Raw genomic sequence first — 15,369 nt, 5'->3', positions numbered from 1 at the left:
CTCAGAAGAGCGCGTAACGCGCGACGATCCACAGCATACGGAGCTTCGGCTTGCTGACCTTCGTCCGCGGAATGTCGAAGCCGCGCTCGAGCGTCCGTTCGAGCAGCACGCGATACACGCCCGACATGATGCGCGGCGCGCGCACGTGGTTGCGGGGCTCGCGGTCCATGATCGCGTCGGAGGCGGCGAAGTGTTCCTTGGCCCGCTCGGCGAGCGTGGCGCACACGCGCGGCAGCGACGGGTCGTCGGCGATCTGCGTGGGACTCGTCACCGCGATGCCTTCGCGCGCCAGCAATTCGTGCGGCAGGTAGCAGCGGTTGATGCCGGCGTCTTCGTCGATATCGCGCAGGATGTTGGTGAGTTGCAGCGCGCGGCCCAGATGATGCGCGAGCAAACGGCCGGATTCTTCCTGCATCCCGAATATCCTCACCGATAGACGGCCCGCCGCACTGGCGACGCGGTCGCAATAGAGGTCGAGCGTGTCTTCATCGGGTGCGCAGATGTCCTCGGCGGCGTCCATCGCCATGCCGTCGATCATCGCGTGAAAATCTTCGCGTTGCAGATGAAACGTGTGAATGTGCCGCGTCAGCGCGCGCAGCGAAGCGCGCGGCGCACCGGCGTAGCACGCGTCGATATCGGCACGCCAGCGCTCGAGCGCGGCGGCGCGTTCGGCGCGCGGCATGTCGCTGTCGGCGATATCGTCGACAGCGCGGCAGAAAGCGTAGACCTGATACATCGCGTCGCGCTGCGCGGCCGGCAGGATGCGCATTGCGAGATAGAACGAGCTGCCGGATGTGGCGGCAGCGGCGTCGATTTCTGTATCGTCCACGACAAGATTGGAAACAGCCAAGACGATCTCCGCTGGAGGCGCCCGCTGAAAGGCGTTCAAGAAGTTTTATGCCTGCCCGCAGGGCCGGCGGCACGCGCGCGGGGACACGCGCGAAACACCCGGCTGGGAGGCCGGAAACGGCGAAAAGTATATCAACGTTTGTGAGATGCCGCAGTTTCGTCGGCGAATAAGGGGCCGGAAGGAAGCCCGAAGACGGTAGGGCGGTGCGTCAGGCGGCTTGCTGTATGGCTTGCATGGCGCTTCGTGCCAGGCGAAACGCCGCTGCCGCGCGGCAGCGTCAGACGAACGCGACCGAGCGGTTGCGTCCTTGCCGCTTCGCGCTATAGAGCGCGGCGTCGGCTTCGTTGATGAGCACGTCATACGAAGGCACGCCGACCCGCGCCGACGCGCCGCCGACGCTCGCCGTCACCGGCACGCTCGTGCCCTGCACTTCGACGGGCGTGTCGGCGATCGTGCAGCGGATCTTTTCCGCGACGCGCATCGCGTCGTCGAGCGGCGTGCAAGGCAGCAGCAACGCGAATTCCTCGCCGCCGAAGCGCCCGAAGGTATCCTGCGCCCGCACCACCTCGGCGACGCGTTGCGCCATCACGCGCAACACCGTGTCGCCGACACCGTGGCCGAACTGGTCGTTGATCTTCTTGAAGTGATCGAGATCGAACAGCAGCACCGACATATCGCCGCCGTAGCGCTGCCAGCGCGTGTATTCATCGCGCAGGCGCGCTTCGAAGAAGCGGCGGTTGGCAATGCCCGTCAGGCCGTCGCGGTCGGCATATTCCTGCAGCTTCGCGACGGCCTCTTCGCGTTCGCGCTGCACGATGCTCACGTGCGTGACGTCGGAAATGGTCACACACACGGCCACCACTTCGCGCTCACGCATGAGCGGCATGAAGGTGCAGTCCTGCTGCATGAAATCGACGCCGCCGGTAATCGGCCGGTCGTGATCGAACTTGAAGAGATAGGGGCGCTGTTCCCACGAACTGAACGCAAAGCTGCCGAGCTGAAACACGCTTTCGATCTTGCGCGACAGCCATACGCGCGGCAGTTCGGGAAAATGCGTGAAAAGCGACTTGCCGACCACCTGGTCCGGCGTCAGTCCGCTGTGATCCTGCATGAAGCGGTTCCACATGAGCACGTTCATGTCGCGGTCCAGCACGAAAATGCCGAAACCGACACGTTCGACCACCAGATCGCTCAACGAGTCCACGGGCACATTCATAGGCTCGACAGCAGCGCGTCGAGCGCGCCGTTCATGTGGCGAATCGATTCTTCGGCCATTAGCATCACGAGGTGTGCGCGGAAGCTCTGGTCCTCGAGCGCGAAATTCACTTCGACCAGCAACGCGACTTCCCATTGCAGCACGCCGGGCTGGAAGACCTCGTCGAGCGTCATGGCTTCGCCCAGCAAACCCGGCGCGGAGAAGATCGGCGTGCGGCCGAGCTGATCGAGAATGCACGACACACAGGCGCCGGTCAGCACGTTGGCCACATCGAACACCAGCTCTGTCTGGCTCACCGCCTCATAGGTCGAGCGCGAGTACGGGTCGCTGACGAGCGCACACAGTTGTTCGATGCTGTCGCTGCGGCAGATCACCAGCGCCTCGCCCTTGATATCGGAGCGGAAGCCCTGGCGCACCGCGCTCACGGTGTCCTCGATCCCGGTCATCTCCCGCAGCGCCTGCGCCGCCTCGCTGACCGCCACCACCTTCACGCGCGGCACCGACAATTCGATGAACGCATCGAGCAGCCGCGCCAGACGCGTCGCGGCTTGGCCCATCGCCAGATTGGCGACCTCTTGCAGCGCGTCGCGCTGATCTTCGTTGAGGACTGGCTCAGACATACAACCCGTACTCCTTGAGGATGGGTAGTACCGCCTCGGGCGTCACGGGCTTCGCGATGAACGCCACGGCGCCGAGCGCGCGCACGCGCGACTGGGCCATTGGCTGAACATCGGCGGAGACGACGATGACGAAGGTGTTCAGATCCTCGTGCTGCAGCGCTTCCAGCACCTGATAGCCGGTCATGTCCGGCATGGTCAGGTCGAGGAACATCACCGACGCTTTGCCTTCACGATACAGAGCGAGCGCTTCGCGCCCGTTCGATGCGTAAGACACGTCGACCTCCCAGTCCGGCGGCAATGCCTTGGTGAGCACTTTGCGGGCAAGCAACGAATCATCGGCGATCACAATAGGCAAAGGCATGGGCGGGTCAGAAAGCGGAATTAGTTCATTCGCGTTAACGGCGGATCGAGGTGGATTCTTTAGCGCGAAGTCTGTCGACCCGCGGCAAAGTCGGCTGAAGCTTGCTGAAATGCGGATTGCAGGCGAGCGGGGAGCGCGCGCGGCGAGGCGCGATGGACGGAACCGGTGGGCACGCAAGAAAGCGTACGCGCACGGTGGACGACGGCTATGACCGGCATGTTCGAAGCCTACCCCGTAGATGAATCTGCGCGGCCTCGTGGATCGGGCTGGTCCCTTGCCGCGCGTGTGATTCCGCGAACGCCTTCCGCCACGCGTGGTACGCATGGTTTGGCTGGGTGCCCTCGCGGCAGATGCGTCCGAACATGGCGGACGCATTTTTATCATGGCGCTGATTCTCGAAGTAAAACGGCGGAAAGGCAACTCGCCAATTTCACTTTCGTTAAAGAGATTTTCCCATTAAATACTATTTTTGAAAATATCTTGGTAGATTCAGAAGGAATTCTTTTGCTTCTATCCTTTTGTGTACGTTTGCGCTTCTCGATTCGTCGCTGTTTTAAAAAGCAGACGATTGAGTCGTCAGTCGATGGCGGTCCGACCGCCGCCCGAGGCGGTCCGTTTGCCGCGGGTAACTTCTACCGCCGCTCCGTGTCTATGCTTCTCGTATGATGCTGACTCCCGGCCTCTGTCCCGAACGACCTTCGCATTACCGACAATGACACCAGACCGGTTCGAACCGCCGCCCGCGAGCCGCCTTGCCACTCACCGGCAGGACGAGGCATTGTTCCCCGCCGTGCCGGAACAGAATTTCCATGTGCGACGCATCACTTTGATCGCGCTGCTGATCGCGGCGATCGTCCTACCCTGCGTGTATGTCGCGGCCATGGCGCTCAGCGATCTGCGCACACGCGAGGCCGACGCCACCGACATGACGCTGCGCACGGTGCGGATCGCGGAAGAGCACGCGCTGAAAGTGTTCGACATGAACGAGACGCTCGACGCGCGCATCGTCGATCTGACCGAGGGTCTGGACGACGACGGCATTCGCGCCCGCGAAGCCGCCATTCACGAGAAGCTGCGCGTCATGGGCGGCGGCTATCCGCAAGTGGCCGCCGTATCGATCTTCGGGCGCGACGGCGCCTTGCTCGCCAGCAGCCGCTACCTGCCGTCGCCGGTCATTTCAGTCGGCGAGCGCGAGGATTTCACTGGCATTCGCGACGGCAAGGATCTCGAGCATGTGTCGAAGGTCATGACGGGGCACGTGGCCGGCGAACAGGTGTTCAACATGGGCGTCAAGCGGCCCGGCGCCGACGGCTCGTTCGCCGGCGTGGTCTCCGTCGCACTGCGGCCAAGCTATTTCGACGCGTTCTACCGCGAACTGCTCGGCGGCAACAACAGCGGCACGCCGATGACCATGAGCCTCGTGCGCACGGACGGCTCGATCCTCGCGCACTATCCACGCACGCCGCGCGAGCCCACCGCGATGGCGCCACAAACGCCGTTCGCCGAAGCGCTCGCGCAGGGACGTCGGGCCGGCGTGGTGCGCATGCATTCGAATGTCGACGGCGAAGATCTGATCCTCGCGTTCCGCCACGTCGGTTCGTATCCCGTGTACGTGGTGTGCGGCTACCGTGCCTCGGCGATCTGGGCCGCGTGGTACCGGCACCTCGGCGTGCTGATCCTGTCGATGTTCACGCCGTCCATCGCGCTGTGGTGCGTGATCTGGTTGTCGCTGCGCCGCCTCGGCGCCGAACAGGAGGCGTGGCAGCGTTGGCAGGCCGAAGCGTCCATGCGCCGCTCGATCGAATCGGCGTATCGCCAGTCGCGCAAGATGGAGGCGCTGGGCACGCTGGTCGGCAGCGTCGCGCACGATTTCAACAACCTGCTGATGATCCTCTCGGCGAACGTTCAGATCGCGCGGCGGCGCGGCGTAACGGGTCTGGACCGCGAATTGTCGGCGATGGAGCGGGCGCTCAAGAGCGGCCAGTCGCTCACGCGGCAATTGCTCGGCGTGGCGCGCAAGCAGCCGCTGCGCAACGAGACGCTGTCGCTCGAACGCTGGCTGCCGACGTGCCGCGAATTGCTGCGCGCCTCACTCGGCGCGAAGGTGTCGCTGGTGATCGATGTCGGCGTCGAGATCTGGCCGATGCGCGTCGACGTCGCGGAACTGGAGCTGGCGCTCATCAACGTCGCGGTGAACGCGCGCGACGCCATGCCGAACGGCGGGCGCTTTACGGTGCGCGCCACCAATATTCAATTCCGGCACGAAGACGGCTTTCCGCTGACGGGCGATTTCGTGCAACTGTCGCTCGAAGATACCGGCGTGGGCATGGCGCCCGACGTGCTGGCGCGCGCCTTCGAACCGCTGTTCACGACCAAGCCGAAAGGCATGGGCACGGGCCTCGGCTTGCCGCAGGTTTTCGCGTTCTGCGAGCGTTCCGGCGGCCTCGCCGCGATCGACAGCGCGGTCGGCGCGGGCACTTCCGTGCGGCTCTATCTGCCACGCGCCACGGCTGAGCCGGAGGCCGACGGACCACCCGCAACCGGCGCCGAGGAGAACGGCGCGCCGCCGGGCCTGCGCATTCTGCTGGTCGAAGATAACGAGGAAGTGGCCGCCGGCACCGAAGCCCTGCTGCAGATGATGGGCCACCAAGTCACGTGCGTCTTCAACGCCGACACCGCGCTGCGCCTGTTCGACGACGCCCACGCGCGGCAAGCGCGCACCGGCGAAACGCTGCCGTTCGATCTGGTGCTGTCCGACATCCATATGCCCGGCACCATGAACGGCATCGATCTGGCCGAGGCGGTGCTCGCATTCGAGACCAAACTGCCGGTCATTCTCGTCACCGGCTACGCGGAAGAACTCGACCGGGCCCGCCACGTGGATGTGCGGGTGCTGTCCAAGCCTTTCGATATCGGTTTGCTGGAAGAACTCCTGCAAGCGATCCAGCACGATTTGACGCAGACGGGCGCCGACCCGGCGGCGCATCCGGCGGAGTAAGGCCCGCGCTGGTGGGCGTGGGCCCAAGCCTGACATTTACCGGTGGTTGTAAAAGCGCGGCGGCGGTCTGCCGCGCTTTTTTTGCGTCGCCGCCGCGCGCGGGTAGGCGCCAGCAGGCGCGCGGGCCCGTCGCACGGGCCCGGCACGATCGTTGCGGCGTAATTAAGGCAAGGAGGGTGGCGCGTTGGCGCGTCGTCCGTTCTGCCTAAATACGTCGGGAGACAGCCATGCGACACACCGTGATTGGTTTATTCGACACCTATGCTCAAGCGGAAGCCGCGCGCGACACGCTCGTCCAGACCGGTTTTGGACGCGAGACGATCGAATTGCAGGCGAATCCGGAACCGTCGGTCGGTTCCGCGACCGACGAAGTCGCCAGTTCGGGCGTGCTGGCGAATATCGAACGCTTCCTCTCGAGCCTGTTTGCAAGCGGTCCACGTGCGCCGGAAACAGCGCGCTACGCCGAGGCCGTACGCCGCGGCGCGGTGCTGGTGTGCGTCAACGCGGCGAGCGAAGCCCATGCGGACCTCGCTCGCAGTACCTTGACGAGACTGGGCGCGACCGACATCGGCGAACGCTCGCCCGACTGGGACACGCCAGTGGACGAATCCGGGCGCGAGCATTCTGTCCTCGATGAGCTCGGCATTGGGGCCGTGATGCCAGGCACGCCGCGTACATCGAACGTATCGACGCCAAGCGCGTCCGCGACTATGCGGCCTGCCACGATGGCTGATCCGCAGTACACCGTGCCACCGGGCAGCACCGACGCCGAGCCGTTCGTGCCGCCGCCCATCAGCGAGCGGCCACTGACGGATCCGGTCAACGAACCGATCACGGATCCGCTGGTTGGCGACGTAGGCCGTAGCGCGATCGCCGCGGGCTCGGTGCCTGGTTCAGGCGCGGTCATGCAGCCGTCCGAGGTAGTCTCCGAAGCGGGTCAGCCGACGGCCGCTTTAGGCGGCCAGATGCCGAACGAATATCTCGAGTACGAAGAAGACTTCCGCGCGCACTACGACGAGCAGTACGCCTCCGAAAACGCACGTTACGAAGACTATGTGCCGGCCTACCGCTACGGTGCGGAGATCGGCAAGGACATGCGCTATCGCGACCAGCCCTGGGACGACGTCGAACCGGAAGCACGACGTCATTGGGAAACCACCTCGCCGGACAGCACGTGGGAGCGCTTCAAGCTGGCCGTGCGTCACGGCTGGGAGCGGGTGACGGGGCATCACCACGTCTGAGCATGAGAAAACTCGTGGCGGCGGGCCGTGAGGCTACGGCATTGCCGCCACGTTCAGTCGTCTGATCTTCCCGCTCCCGGTAGCGGGCCTACCGCGTCAAGCCGCGGTCTGGTGCTTGACCCACGCGACGTAGCGGTCGACGAAAGTCTGCAGGAATTTACGGGTGCCGTCGTTCAGGATCTCGCCTTTTTCGTTGATCGCCGCCGCATCGTGCTTGATGAACACCTCGGGTTGACCGAGCGTCGCGACGTCGAGATACGCCAGCACATTGCGCAGATGCTGTTGCGCCAACGCCGTGCCGGTCGCGCCAAGCGACGTGCCGATCACGGCGCCGGGTTTGCCGCCCCATGAATTAGTGCCCCACGGGCGCGAACCCCAGTCGAGCGCGTTTTTCAGCACACCGGGCATGGACCGGTTGTATTCGGGGGTAACGAATAGCAGGCCGTCGGCGGCTTCAACGCGCTGCTTCAAGTGTTTGCCGGCTTCCGGATAGTCGGCGTCGTAATCCTGGCTGTAGAGCGGCAACGAGCCGATGTCGATGAATTCGAAGGTGAAGTCGGATGGCGCCAGTGAAATCACGGCTTGCGCCAACTGCCGGTTGAACGACTCGCGGCGCAAGCTGCCGACGACGACTGCAATGTGATGGGCCATGATTCGCTTCCTTGTTGTGAGGCGCTCGAGGCGCAAAAGGGTACGAACTGTCCATCATAGGCAAAAGCTGGGTAGGCAGCGGCAACGGGCGCCAAAAAACCGGACCGCGACTATTGGGGCACGTACGCCAGGGTGGCGCGCAGTGGATAACTTTGCATCCCACAAAGTTATCCACAGATTCGCTGAATAACCTTGTGGATAACTGGTACTTTTGCCTTGTCAATCAAGCATGCTTTCGGTCTAGGACGTTTTGAGGCAAACAGGTGTTTGTTGCCTGTCCTGCTCCGGCAGAAGTTCGACGCGACGGGCATAAATGACCGATCACGCACACCGAGTGAGCAAGTCTAACTTTATGGAGAATCGAGCCATGAGCCCGAATTACGCAGGCAAATCCCACGACGAAGCGGTCGCTGCTCGCAAGAAGGAAAAGCAGCGGGCGCAGGAACAGCCGGGCGGCGAGATGGCCGTCGACGGTACAGAAGCGGACGCCGCGCATAGCAGCGGCGAGTTGTCCGAACGCGGCAAGGAAGTGTGGCGCCGCGGTAGCGGCATGGATGGCGGCGGGAAGATTTAGGCGCCGGTAGCGCGGCGTGCCTGTTGTCTTGGGCCGTCGCGCTGTGCTTGGCCTTTGGCGCTTCGCGGTGGCGACTTGCCAAGCCCTGAAGGCGAGGCGTTGTGCCTTGTTGCCTTACTTCACGAGTTAGTCTCGCGCGGCATTCACCGCGTTACTCCGGCACTGCAATGTCACCGTCCACCAGTTGCCAGCCGTAGGTCTCGGCAAACGACTGGGCCGCGTCGGCGTCGTCGAAAAAGGGCATGTCGGCGTGCCCCTGGAACGGGTAGATTACCCGCTCGTCGCTCAAGCGGATCACTTTCAGCGTCGGCACCGTGCCGCTCGAGGTACGGCGCGAGGACGCCATCACCTGATAGTTCGCGCGGCCTGTGAGAGCCGGAAGATTCGCGCCCTGAGAGCGCCTGGAAGCTTGACTTGCCATTGGCGAGCGCATCAGAGCCCAGCGATCGACTGGCCGGCAACCATGCCGTCGATGACCTGCTCCGCGTAAGTGGCTGAAGCAATGCGCGCGTCGCCGGCCGCGCCGAACGGTGAACGGCTCGGCACCCGAAACACGCGGCTGCTGGTCATCGTATCGTCGGTGCCGCGCCGGCAGATTCGCACGGCGGCATCGAAGCCCGAATCGTAGTGGCGGACGCCATCGAGACCGCTCGGCTGGTGCGGATACACCAACGGATAGATCTCTAGACCCCGGTAGCTTCTGATCGTATTGCCCATGATGCTCGTCTCCGGTGAAGGCTTTCGTGGAACGCGGCGTCGTCGTCGGGCGCAATGCCGGCCGGATCGCGGCGTACCAGCGAAACGTGGTTGATCGACGATGTGCGTACAGAGCGGCCGCTTCAATCAGGCCGGGTCGACGACATCGCAGAGTTGCGTAGGAGGAAGGGACCCCGTTCGGTTCAGGGCGCTGTGATGCGAGGCGTTTGCGTCAGAGACTGCGCGCGATGCGCAGGAGAACTGCAAGCTGTTGACCCACTGTAACACGTTAGTAGGGTGAACATTGAACGCATTTGTGTGCCGGGCGCGAGTGTTGCTTCGCAGTGCCGGGTATTGTTTTCCACTGCTGCGATGCGCCGCGTCTTCTGGACCGTGTTTTTCTGGATTTTTATTGGCCGAGGGCGTTCGCCGCTTTTGATTTGGGCGTAGCGGGGTTGCCCGGAAGACCTCACGCCAGCATCACGCAGCCGGTCTAATTCTCTGGTTCAAAAGCAAAAGGGCGCCACTATCGGCGCCCTTCTTTTTTGACTTCGAGAAACTTTCTCATCGACGGGTCCGCGCCCGTCAGCCGATCAGTTGCCGAAGAACACGTTGCAGTACGACGCCGGGCCATTGCACTGCGACGGAGCGGCAGCGTGGGCTGCGCCGGAAGCGGCTGCAAACAGGGCGACGGAAGCGATCAGGGCGGAAAGAATGCGTTTCATGGTGCTAATCCTCAGCGTTTGGTTCGCGATCTGGTGCGATCGATGGACTGAAGAATATCGACTGAGTGGCCGCCGACAAACAGCGAAGTCAATAAGACTTTTTTTCAAATATTGAAATAATCCGGTCCGCCGACCGGTGCGAGTTCGGGCGCCCATTAGCGGTGGGTATTGCTTGTCCGGCGATACACCGCCAGCATCGCTCCACAGCGATTTCACTTTTCGCAATAATCTATTGTCGTTGTCATAACTGCCCGCATGGCGCGACTAAGCTCATCGGGTCATCGCTCATGGTCGGGCCTATGTTCAATACCGATTCGATTGCGCAGGCGCTCGCGGGAGAATGGCGCACGCGCTCAGCCACAGCGCGAGGAAAACCACCCGCTTATGAACCACTACGATCGAAGAAAAAACGCGCGGCAGGCAGGATCGCGCCAACGGGGCAGTCCATGGCGCAAGTAGGCGGCCCGGCGCTCGACGATCCCGTTTATCTGACGCAGTTGCGGCGCGACCTGGTGCGCTTCGCCCGTTTGCAATTGCGCGATGCCGCCGCCGCGGAAGACGCCGTCCAGGAAGCGCTCGCTGCGGCATGGACGCAAGCCGATCGATTCGCCGCGCAGTCGGAACACAAGACCTGGGTGTTCGGCATCCTGCGGCACAAACTTGTCGACACCCTGCGAGCCCGGCGACGCACGATCAACCTGTCGGCGCTCGAATCCGAACTCGACGGTGAAGCGTTGCTCGATCGCGAGCTGTTCAAGGACAACGGCCATTGGTCGCGCGAAACCAAGCCCCGCCCCTGGCCGACGCCGGAAACCGCGCTGCGTCAGCAGCAGTTCTGGGCCTTGTTCGAGATGTGCCTCGAACACTTGCCGGAGCACATCGGACGCGTGTTCATGATGCGCGAATTCCTCGATCTCGATACCGAGGCGATTTGCGCCGAATTGCAGATGACCGCCAATCATTGCAGCGTACTCATCTATCGCGCGCGGTTGCGCTTGCGCACTTGCCTGAGCGAAAAGGGTCTATCCAGCGAGGACGCAAATGGGGAAATGTAAGCACATCACGCGCTTGCTGTCGGACGCGCTCGACCGTTCGTTGACGACCGGCGAGTGGGTCGCGATCCGGCTGCATCTGCCGACCTGCAGCGGCTGCCGCAACTATCGCAAACAGATCCGTCTGCTGCGCGTGGCGGCGCATACGGTCAGCGGAATCGCGACGCCGGGTGCGGTGAACAGCGACGATTGAAGCGCGCTGCTTTAGCGCTCGTCGGGCGGCGTGTTCTGGTAGCGCTCGAAAAAACGCGCGTGCGACGCTTCGTCGATCGAAACGGGATGCGGCGTGGTACCGGCCGGATGTTTCTCGAGCTGCGCGCGCGTGCGAATCGGCCGATGCTGGAAATTGCCGCCGCAATTCGGACACACGTTGCGCAGCGTAGTGAGCGCACACACTTCGCAGAAGGTGCACTCGTACGTGCAAATCATGGCGTCGGATGCGTTCGGCGGCAGTGACTTGCCGCATCCTTCGCAGGACGGTCTCAGTTCAAGCATGGTGACTCCGCGTTTTCAGGGAAGCGAGGTGCGGGACCGCAACTCGCCTGCCAGGCAGTGTAGGCGGCGTCGGCCGCCCGGAATGGACAGCCGCGCATCAATTCCTGCCAACGCCGCGAGAGCCTGGTGCGCCGTCACGTCAGCACGGCCCACAACACGAGCGTAAGCGCAAGGCCGACGACGGACACAATCGTCTGCAACACCGACCAGACCAGCACCGTCTGTTTCAATTGCAGGCCGAAGTACTCGCGGACCATCCAGAAGCCCGCATCGTTCACGTGGCAGAAGAACACCGAGCCCGCGCCGATGGCGAGCGCCATCAGCGAATTGTGCGTCGTGCTCAGACCGGCGACGACTGGCGCGACGATTCCGGCCGTCGTCGTGGTGGCAACCGTCGCCGAGCCCGTCGCCTGGCGCAGCGCGACGGCGATCAGCCACGCCAGCAGAATCAGTGGCATGTGCGCGCCGACCGCGATCTTGCCGATCGTCGAACTGATGCCCGCCACCACGAGCGCCTGCTTGAGACCGCCGCCGGCGCCGATGGTCAGCAGCAGCGCGGCGATCGGCGGCAAGCTCTTGCGCAGAATGCCGCCGACGCGCTCGCGCGCCATGCCCCGTGACCAACCCAGCGCCACCACGGCGAACAGCACGGTGAGGCCGAGCGCGACCAACGGCTCACCCAGAAAATTCAACGTGTTGAACAGGAACGTTTCGGGCTGAAGCAGCAACTTGGCGACGGTGCGCCCTAACATCAACACGACGGGCAACAGGATCGTGATGAGCGAGATCGCGAAACTCGGCGGCTCGCCGGTGTCTTGCTTGGCGCTGAAGAGCTTGCCCATTTCCTCCGGTTCGACCACGTGCATCCGCTTGGACAACCAGATGCCATACAGCGGACCCGCGAGAATCACCGCGGGAATCGCGACGATCAGGCCAAGCCCGAGCGTCAGACCGAGATCGGCATGCAGTGCGCTCACCGCGATCAGCGGACCCGGATGCGGTGGCAGGAGTGCGTGCAGCGTGGTCATGCCGGCCAGCGCCGGAATCGCGATGCGCAGGATCGGCTGCTGCGAACGGCGCGCCATCACGAAGATGATCGGCACCATCATCACGAGGCCGACTTCGAAGAAGAGCGGCAAACCGATGATCAGCGCGACGACCGCCATCATCCACGGCAGCGTGCGCGGCGTGGAGTGTTTGAGAATGGTCGAGACGAGCCGGTCGGCGGCGCCGGATTCGGCCATGAGCGCACCGAGCATGGCGCCGAGCGCGATGATGATGCCGACGTCGCCGAGCAGCGCGCCGGCGCCTTTACTGAATGCGCTGGCGACGGCCTCGAGCGGCAGGCCGGCTGAAAAACCCGCGGCGAACGTGCCGACCAGAATTGACAGGAACGGCGCGAGCTTGAGCACGCTAATGAAAACGATGATCAGTGCGAGCCCGAGCACGCACGACAAAATGAGTTGGGTGTCGTGGGATGACCACGGTGCGAGTGTTGTCGTCAGATGCACGGTGTTCCTTTTTTGTCGAATGACGCAGCCGCGGCCGGGCGCGGATGACGAATTGTAGCGGCCGCTTCAGATTCGACACGGTTACGCGGGCAGATTCGAAGGCCGTAGTGCTTCGTTTCGTCAGCGTGATTTGCTTATGCGAATTTATCGGTTCGTCCAGGCTTGCAGACGAATTATCGTCAGAGCCAATCGGTCCTTTTTGCGTCCGTCTTTTTTGCGAGCCCTCTTATGTCACGTCATCCGTTGCTCACGCGCCGCGCGTTCATTGCCGGCGTGGGCGCTTCGCTGGCTGCCGCCACGCTGCCCGTCATCTCCACGTCCGCTTTTGCCGCCGAGGCGCACGCCAAGGAATTCCGCATCGGCTATCAGAAAGCCGCCAATACGCTGGTGTTGCTGAAAGCGCACGGCACGCTCGAAAAACGGCTCGCGCCGCTCGGCATCACCGTCAAATGGACCGAGTTTCCTGCGGGGCCGCAGTTACTGGAAGGACTGAATGTCGGCGCCATCGACTTCGGCTATGTTGGCGAGGCGCCGCCCGTGTTCGCGCAGGCCGCCGGCGCGAACTTCGTCTACGTTGCCTATGAGATCCCGACGCCGCACGCCGAAGGCATCCTCGTGCATCAGGATGCTCCGATCAAAACGCTGGCCGATCTGAAGGGCAAGAAAATCGCCTTCAACAAAGGCTCGGACGTTCACTGGTTTCTGGTCGCCGCGCTGCAGAAGAGCGGCGTGAAGTACAGCGAGATTCAGCCGGTATTTCTGGCGCCAGCCGATGCGCGCGCGGCCTTCGAACGTGGTGCGATCGATGCGTGGGCGATCTGGGATCCGTTCCTCGAAGCGGCGAAGCGGCAGTCGAACGCGCGCTTGCTCGCGGATGCCGACGGCATCGTCAGCCATCACCAGTTCTTCCTGAGCGCGCGGTCGTTCGCGCAACAGAACGCCGATGTGCTCGCGATCACGATGGACGAAGTGGGCAAGGAAGGCGCGTGGGTTCGGGAGCATTACAGCGAGGCCGCCGCGCAGCTTGCGCCGATTCAGGGGCTCGACGCGGGCGTGATCGAGGCGGGCTTGCGACACTATGCGCACGTGTACAAACCCGTCGATGCGAATGTGCTTGCGGAACAGCAGCGTATCGCTGACACCTTCAGCGAGTTGCGCATCATCCCGACGAAGATCGTTACCAAGGATGCGGCGTTGCCCGGTAGCAAGGTCTAGTCGGCAGGGTTTGGCTTTATATGCTCAGCTTCGACTTGAGCGCCTTGCTACGTCGTTCAGGCGAATAGTGCGGCGACGTTTTCCGGCGGGCGGCCGATTACCGCTCGCCCGTTTCGCACGACGATCGGCCGTTGCAGAAGGATCGGATGTTTCGCCAATGCTTCGTATAACTGAGAGTCAGTCAAGCTCGTGTCGGCGAGTTGCAGTTCCTTGTATTCGGCTTCGTTGTCGCGAATCATCTCGCTGACTGTGCAGCCTAGTTGCGCGTTCAGTTGCTTGAGTTGTTCGACCGTGAGCGGATGCTTCAGGTATTCGATGATTTCTGTTGCTTCGTTTGCGCTGTTGTAGGTGGTGGTGATTAGCTCGCATGCGGCGCGCGATTTTGAGCAACGGGGGTTGTGGTAGATCGTGATCATGGGTCTTGGAATGGTGTGGGTGGTTCCGGGATGCGTGTGCGCGACGATAGTTGGATGGGATTTTAGCGGGTGGGGAGATGGCTGGGCGACGCGTTGCTGCAGAGATTTTGTATTGCGGGGTGGCGCGATAGGCAGTGGGTGCGGGTGCGGAGAGGAGGGGCGAGACGCTTCCGTAATCGCGTGACGCACATGATGGTCACGTTCGGCTAGGCTTTCGCGTTGATGAGGTATTTTTCTGTTCGCTTCACTCTCGAATTCATTGCGGGTCTGCGGAATGAATTCGGGCGCGGGCAGGAGACACTAGGTGTTTAGGGATCCACCTGTCTTGCGCTGCGTGAATGCGATCTGGCGAGTTCCCCAAAGATGAAGCGCCATGCGATCCATGAACTCCCGGCGACCGCAATTGGTAGGCCGATGGCCTAGCTAATCGGCGGCTATGTGATGAACGGTGCCCCTGTTGGTAATGGTTCGATTTCGCAGTTTATGCGCATAAACCGTGCGACCGAATTTCCGCGATCGCCAGATTACTCGAGCGCCGCGGCCTCCAATCTACCCACGTAGTGAACAAGCGTCCCCGGTGCTCGTAGGTGTAACCGGTGCCCTGGCTTCCTGGCTTCCTGGCTTCCTGGCTTCCTGGCTTCCTGGCTTCCTGGCTTCCTGGCTTCCTGGCTTCCTGGCTTCCTGGCTTCCTGGCTCTCGGCTCTCGGCTCTCGGCTCTCGGCTCTCGGCTCTCGGCTCTCGGCTCTCG

17 protein-coding genes are annotated in these 15,369 nt (G+C 62.9%); 6 read left to right on the top strand and 11 right to left on the bottom strand.

The annotated features are described in order from the left end of the window. Position 1: 1 nt before the first annotated feature. The 4 genes from hpnD to PQR42_RS40510 form a co-directional block, all read right to left on the bottom strand. Entirely contained in the window at positions 2-850 is an 849-nt protein-coding gene (hpnD, locus tag PQR42_RS40525; RefSeq protein ID WP_408213644.1) for a presqualene diphosphate synthase HpnD, read from the bottom strand. Between the two features lie 277 nt (positions 851-1,127). Next, the gene (locus PQR42_RS40520; RefSeq protein WP_408213641.1) at positions 1,128-2,066 is read right to left on the bottom strand and encodes a sensor domain-containing diguanylate cyclase; all 939 of its coding nucleotides are present in this window, start codon (positions 2,064-2,066) and stop codon (positions 1,128-1,130) included. Further along, on the bottom strand, positions 2,063-2,686 hold the full coding sequence (locus PQR42_RS40515) for a chemotaxis protein CheC (protein ID WP_168789145.1): 624 nt from the start codon (positions 2,684-2,686) through the stop codon (positions 2,063-2,065). The genes PQR42_RS40520 and PQR42_RS40515 overlap by 4 nt, the downstream gene beginning before the upstream one ends. Beyond that, a complete protein-coding gene (locus PQR42_RS40510; RefSeq protein ID WP_132383375.1) occupies positions 2,679-3,047 on the bottom strand; it encodes a response regulator in 369 nt (122 codons plus the stop codon). The genes PQR42_RS40515 and PQR42_RS40510 overlap by 8 nt, the downstream gene beginning before the upstream one ends. Before the next feature lie 712 nt (positions 3,048-3,759). Between PQR42_RS40510 and PQR42_RS40505 the strand changes: the two genes are divergently transcribed. Continuing rightward, complete coding sequence (locus PQR42_RS40505; RefSeq protein ID WP_408389200.1) at positions 3,760-6,045, top strand: hybrid sensor histidine kinase/response regulator family protein; 2,286 nt, start codon at positions 3,760-3,762, stop codon at positions 6,043-6,045. A 227-nt stretch (positions 6,046-6,272) separates the two neighbouring features. Next, positions 6,273-7,286, top strand: a complete 1,014-nt coding sequence (locus PQR42_RS40500; protein WP_408389202.1) for a hypothetical protein — start codon at positions 6,273-6,275, stop codon at positions 7,284-7,286. 96 nt (positions 7,287-7,382) lie between these two features. Here the strand turns inward: PQR42_RS40500 and PQR42_RS40495 are convergent, their stop codons facing one another. After that, positions 7,383-7,937 (bottom strand): NADPH-dependent FMN reductase, encoded by a 555-nt coding sequence (locus PQR42_RS40495; RefSeq protein ID WP_408389204.1) that lies wholly within the window; start codon positions 7,935-7,937, stop codon positions 7,383-7,385. Positions 7,938-8,304: 367 nt separating this feature from the next. Here PQR42_RS40495 and PQR42_RS40490 point away from each other — a divergent pair, with 367 nt between their 5' ends. Continuing rightward, positions 8,305-8,511 carry a hypothetical protein gene (locus tag PQR42_RS40490; RefSeq protein WP_408213628.1) on the top strand — a complete coding sequence of 69 codons (207 nt, stop codon included), beginning with the start codon at positions 8,305-8,307 and terminating at the stop codon, positions 8,509-8,511. Positions 8,512-8,662: 151 nt separating this feature from the next. On the opposite strand, the gene PQR42_RS40485 is transcribed toward PQR42_RS40490, so the two are convergent. The 3 genes from PQR42_RS40485 to PQR42_RS40475 form a co-directional block, all read right to left on the bottom strand. Continuing rightward, positions 8,663-8,932: a DUF6723 family protein gene (locus PQR42_RS40485; protein ID WP_408213626.1), complete on the bottom strand. Its 270-nt coding sequence runs from the start codon at positions 8,930-8,932 to the stop codon at positions 8,663-8,665. Positions 8,933-8,943: 11 nt separating this feature from the next. After that, entirely contained in the window at positions 8,944-9,228 is a 285-nt protein-coding gene (locus PQR42_RS40480) for a hypothetical protein (protein ID WP_132383386.1), read from the bottom strand. Between the two features lie 572 nt (positions 9,229-9,800). Further along, a complete protein-coding gene (locus PQR42_RS40475) occupies positions 9,801-9,932 on the bottom strand; it encodes a hypothetical protein (RefSeq protein WP_013341997.1) in 132 nt (43 codons plus the stop codon). Between the two features lie 446 nt (positions 9,933-10,378). Here PQR42_RS40475 and PQR42_RS40470 point away from each other — a divergent pair, with 446 nt between their 5' ends. Both PQR42_RS40470 and PQR42_RS40465 read left to right on the top strand, forming a co-directional pair. Next, positions 10,379-10,987, top strand: coding sequence for an RNA polymerase factor sigma-70 (locus PQR42_RS40470; RefSeq protein ID WP_408284730.1), 609 nt, complete (start codon positions 10,379-10,381; stop codon positions 10,985-10,987). Continuing rightward, positions 10,974-11,177: a zf-HC2 domain-containing protein gene (locus tag PQR42_RS40465; protein ID WP_168789136.1), complete on the top strand. Its 204-nt coding sequence runs from the start codon at positions 10,974-10,976 to the stop codon at positions 11,175-11,177. Before PQR42_RS40470 ends, PQR42_RS40465 begins: the two co-directional genes overlap by 14 nt. Positions 11,178-11,188: 11 nt before the next feature. Here PQR42_RS40465 and PQR42_RS40460 read toward each other — a convergent pair whose 3' ends face one another. Together PQR42_RS40460 and PQR42_RS40455 are read right to left on the bottom strand one after the other, a co-directional pair. Beyond that, positions 11,189-11,479: a DUF1272 domain-containing protein gene (locus PQR42_RS40460; protein WP_408389206.1), complete on the bottom strand. Its 291-nt coding sequence runs from the start codon at positions 11,477-11,479 to the stop codon at positions 11,189-11,191. A gap of 134 nt (positions 11,480-11,613) precedes the next feature. Continuing rightward, the gene (locus tag PQR42_RS40455; RefSeq protein ID WP_408389208.1) at positions 11,614-12,990 is read right to left on the bottom strand and encodes a GntT/GntP/DsdX family permease; all 1,377 of its coding nucleotides are present in this window, start codon (positions 12,988-12,990) and stop codon (positions 11,614-11,616) included. Positions 12,991-13,218: 228 nt separating this feature from the next. On the opposite strand from PQR42_RS40455, the gene PQR42_RS40450 reads away from it, so the two are divergent. Beyond that, positions 13,219-14,205 carry a sulfonate ABC transporter substrate-binding protein gene (locus PQR42_RS40450; protein ID WP_408213612.1) on the top strand — a complete coding sequence of 329 codons (987 nt, stop codon included), beginning with the start codon at positions 13,219-13,221 and terminating at the stop codon, positions 14,203-14,205. Between the two features lie 56 nt (positions 14,206-14,261). Here the strand turns inward: PQR42_RS40450 and arsC are convergent, their stop codons facing one another. Continuing rightward, positions 14,262-14,621: an arsenate reductase (glutaredoxin) gene (gene arsC / locus PQR42_RS40445; RefSeq protein WP_408389210.1), complete on the bottom strand. Its 360-nt coding sequence runs from the start codon at positions 14,619-14,621 to the stop codon at positions 14,262-14,264. Positions 14,622-15,369: the final 748 nt, after the last annotated feature.

Origin of the sequence: Paraburkholderia sediminicola (assembly GCF_046027355.1) — a bacterium.
GTDB lineage: Bacteria > Pseudomonadota > Gammaproteobacteria > Burkholderiales > Burkholderiaceae > Paraburkholderia > Paraburkholderia sediminicola_B.
This window is presented reverse-complemented; position numbering and strand designations above follow the sequence as displayed.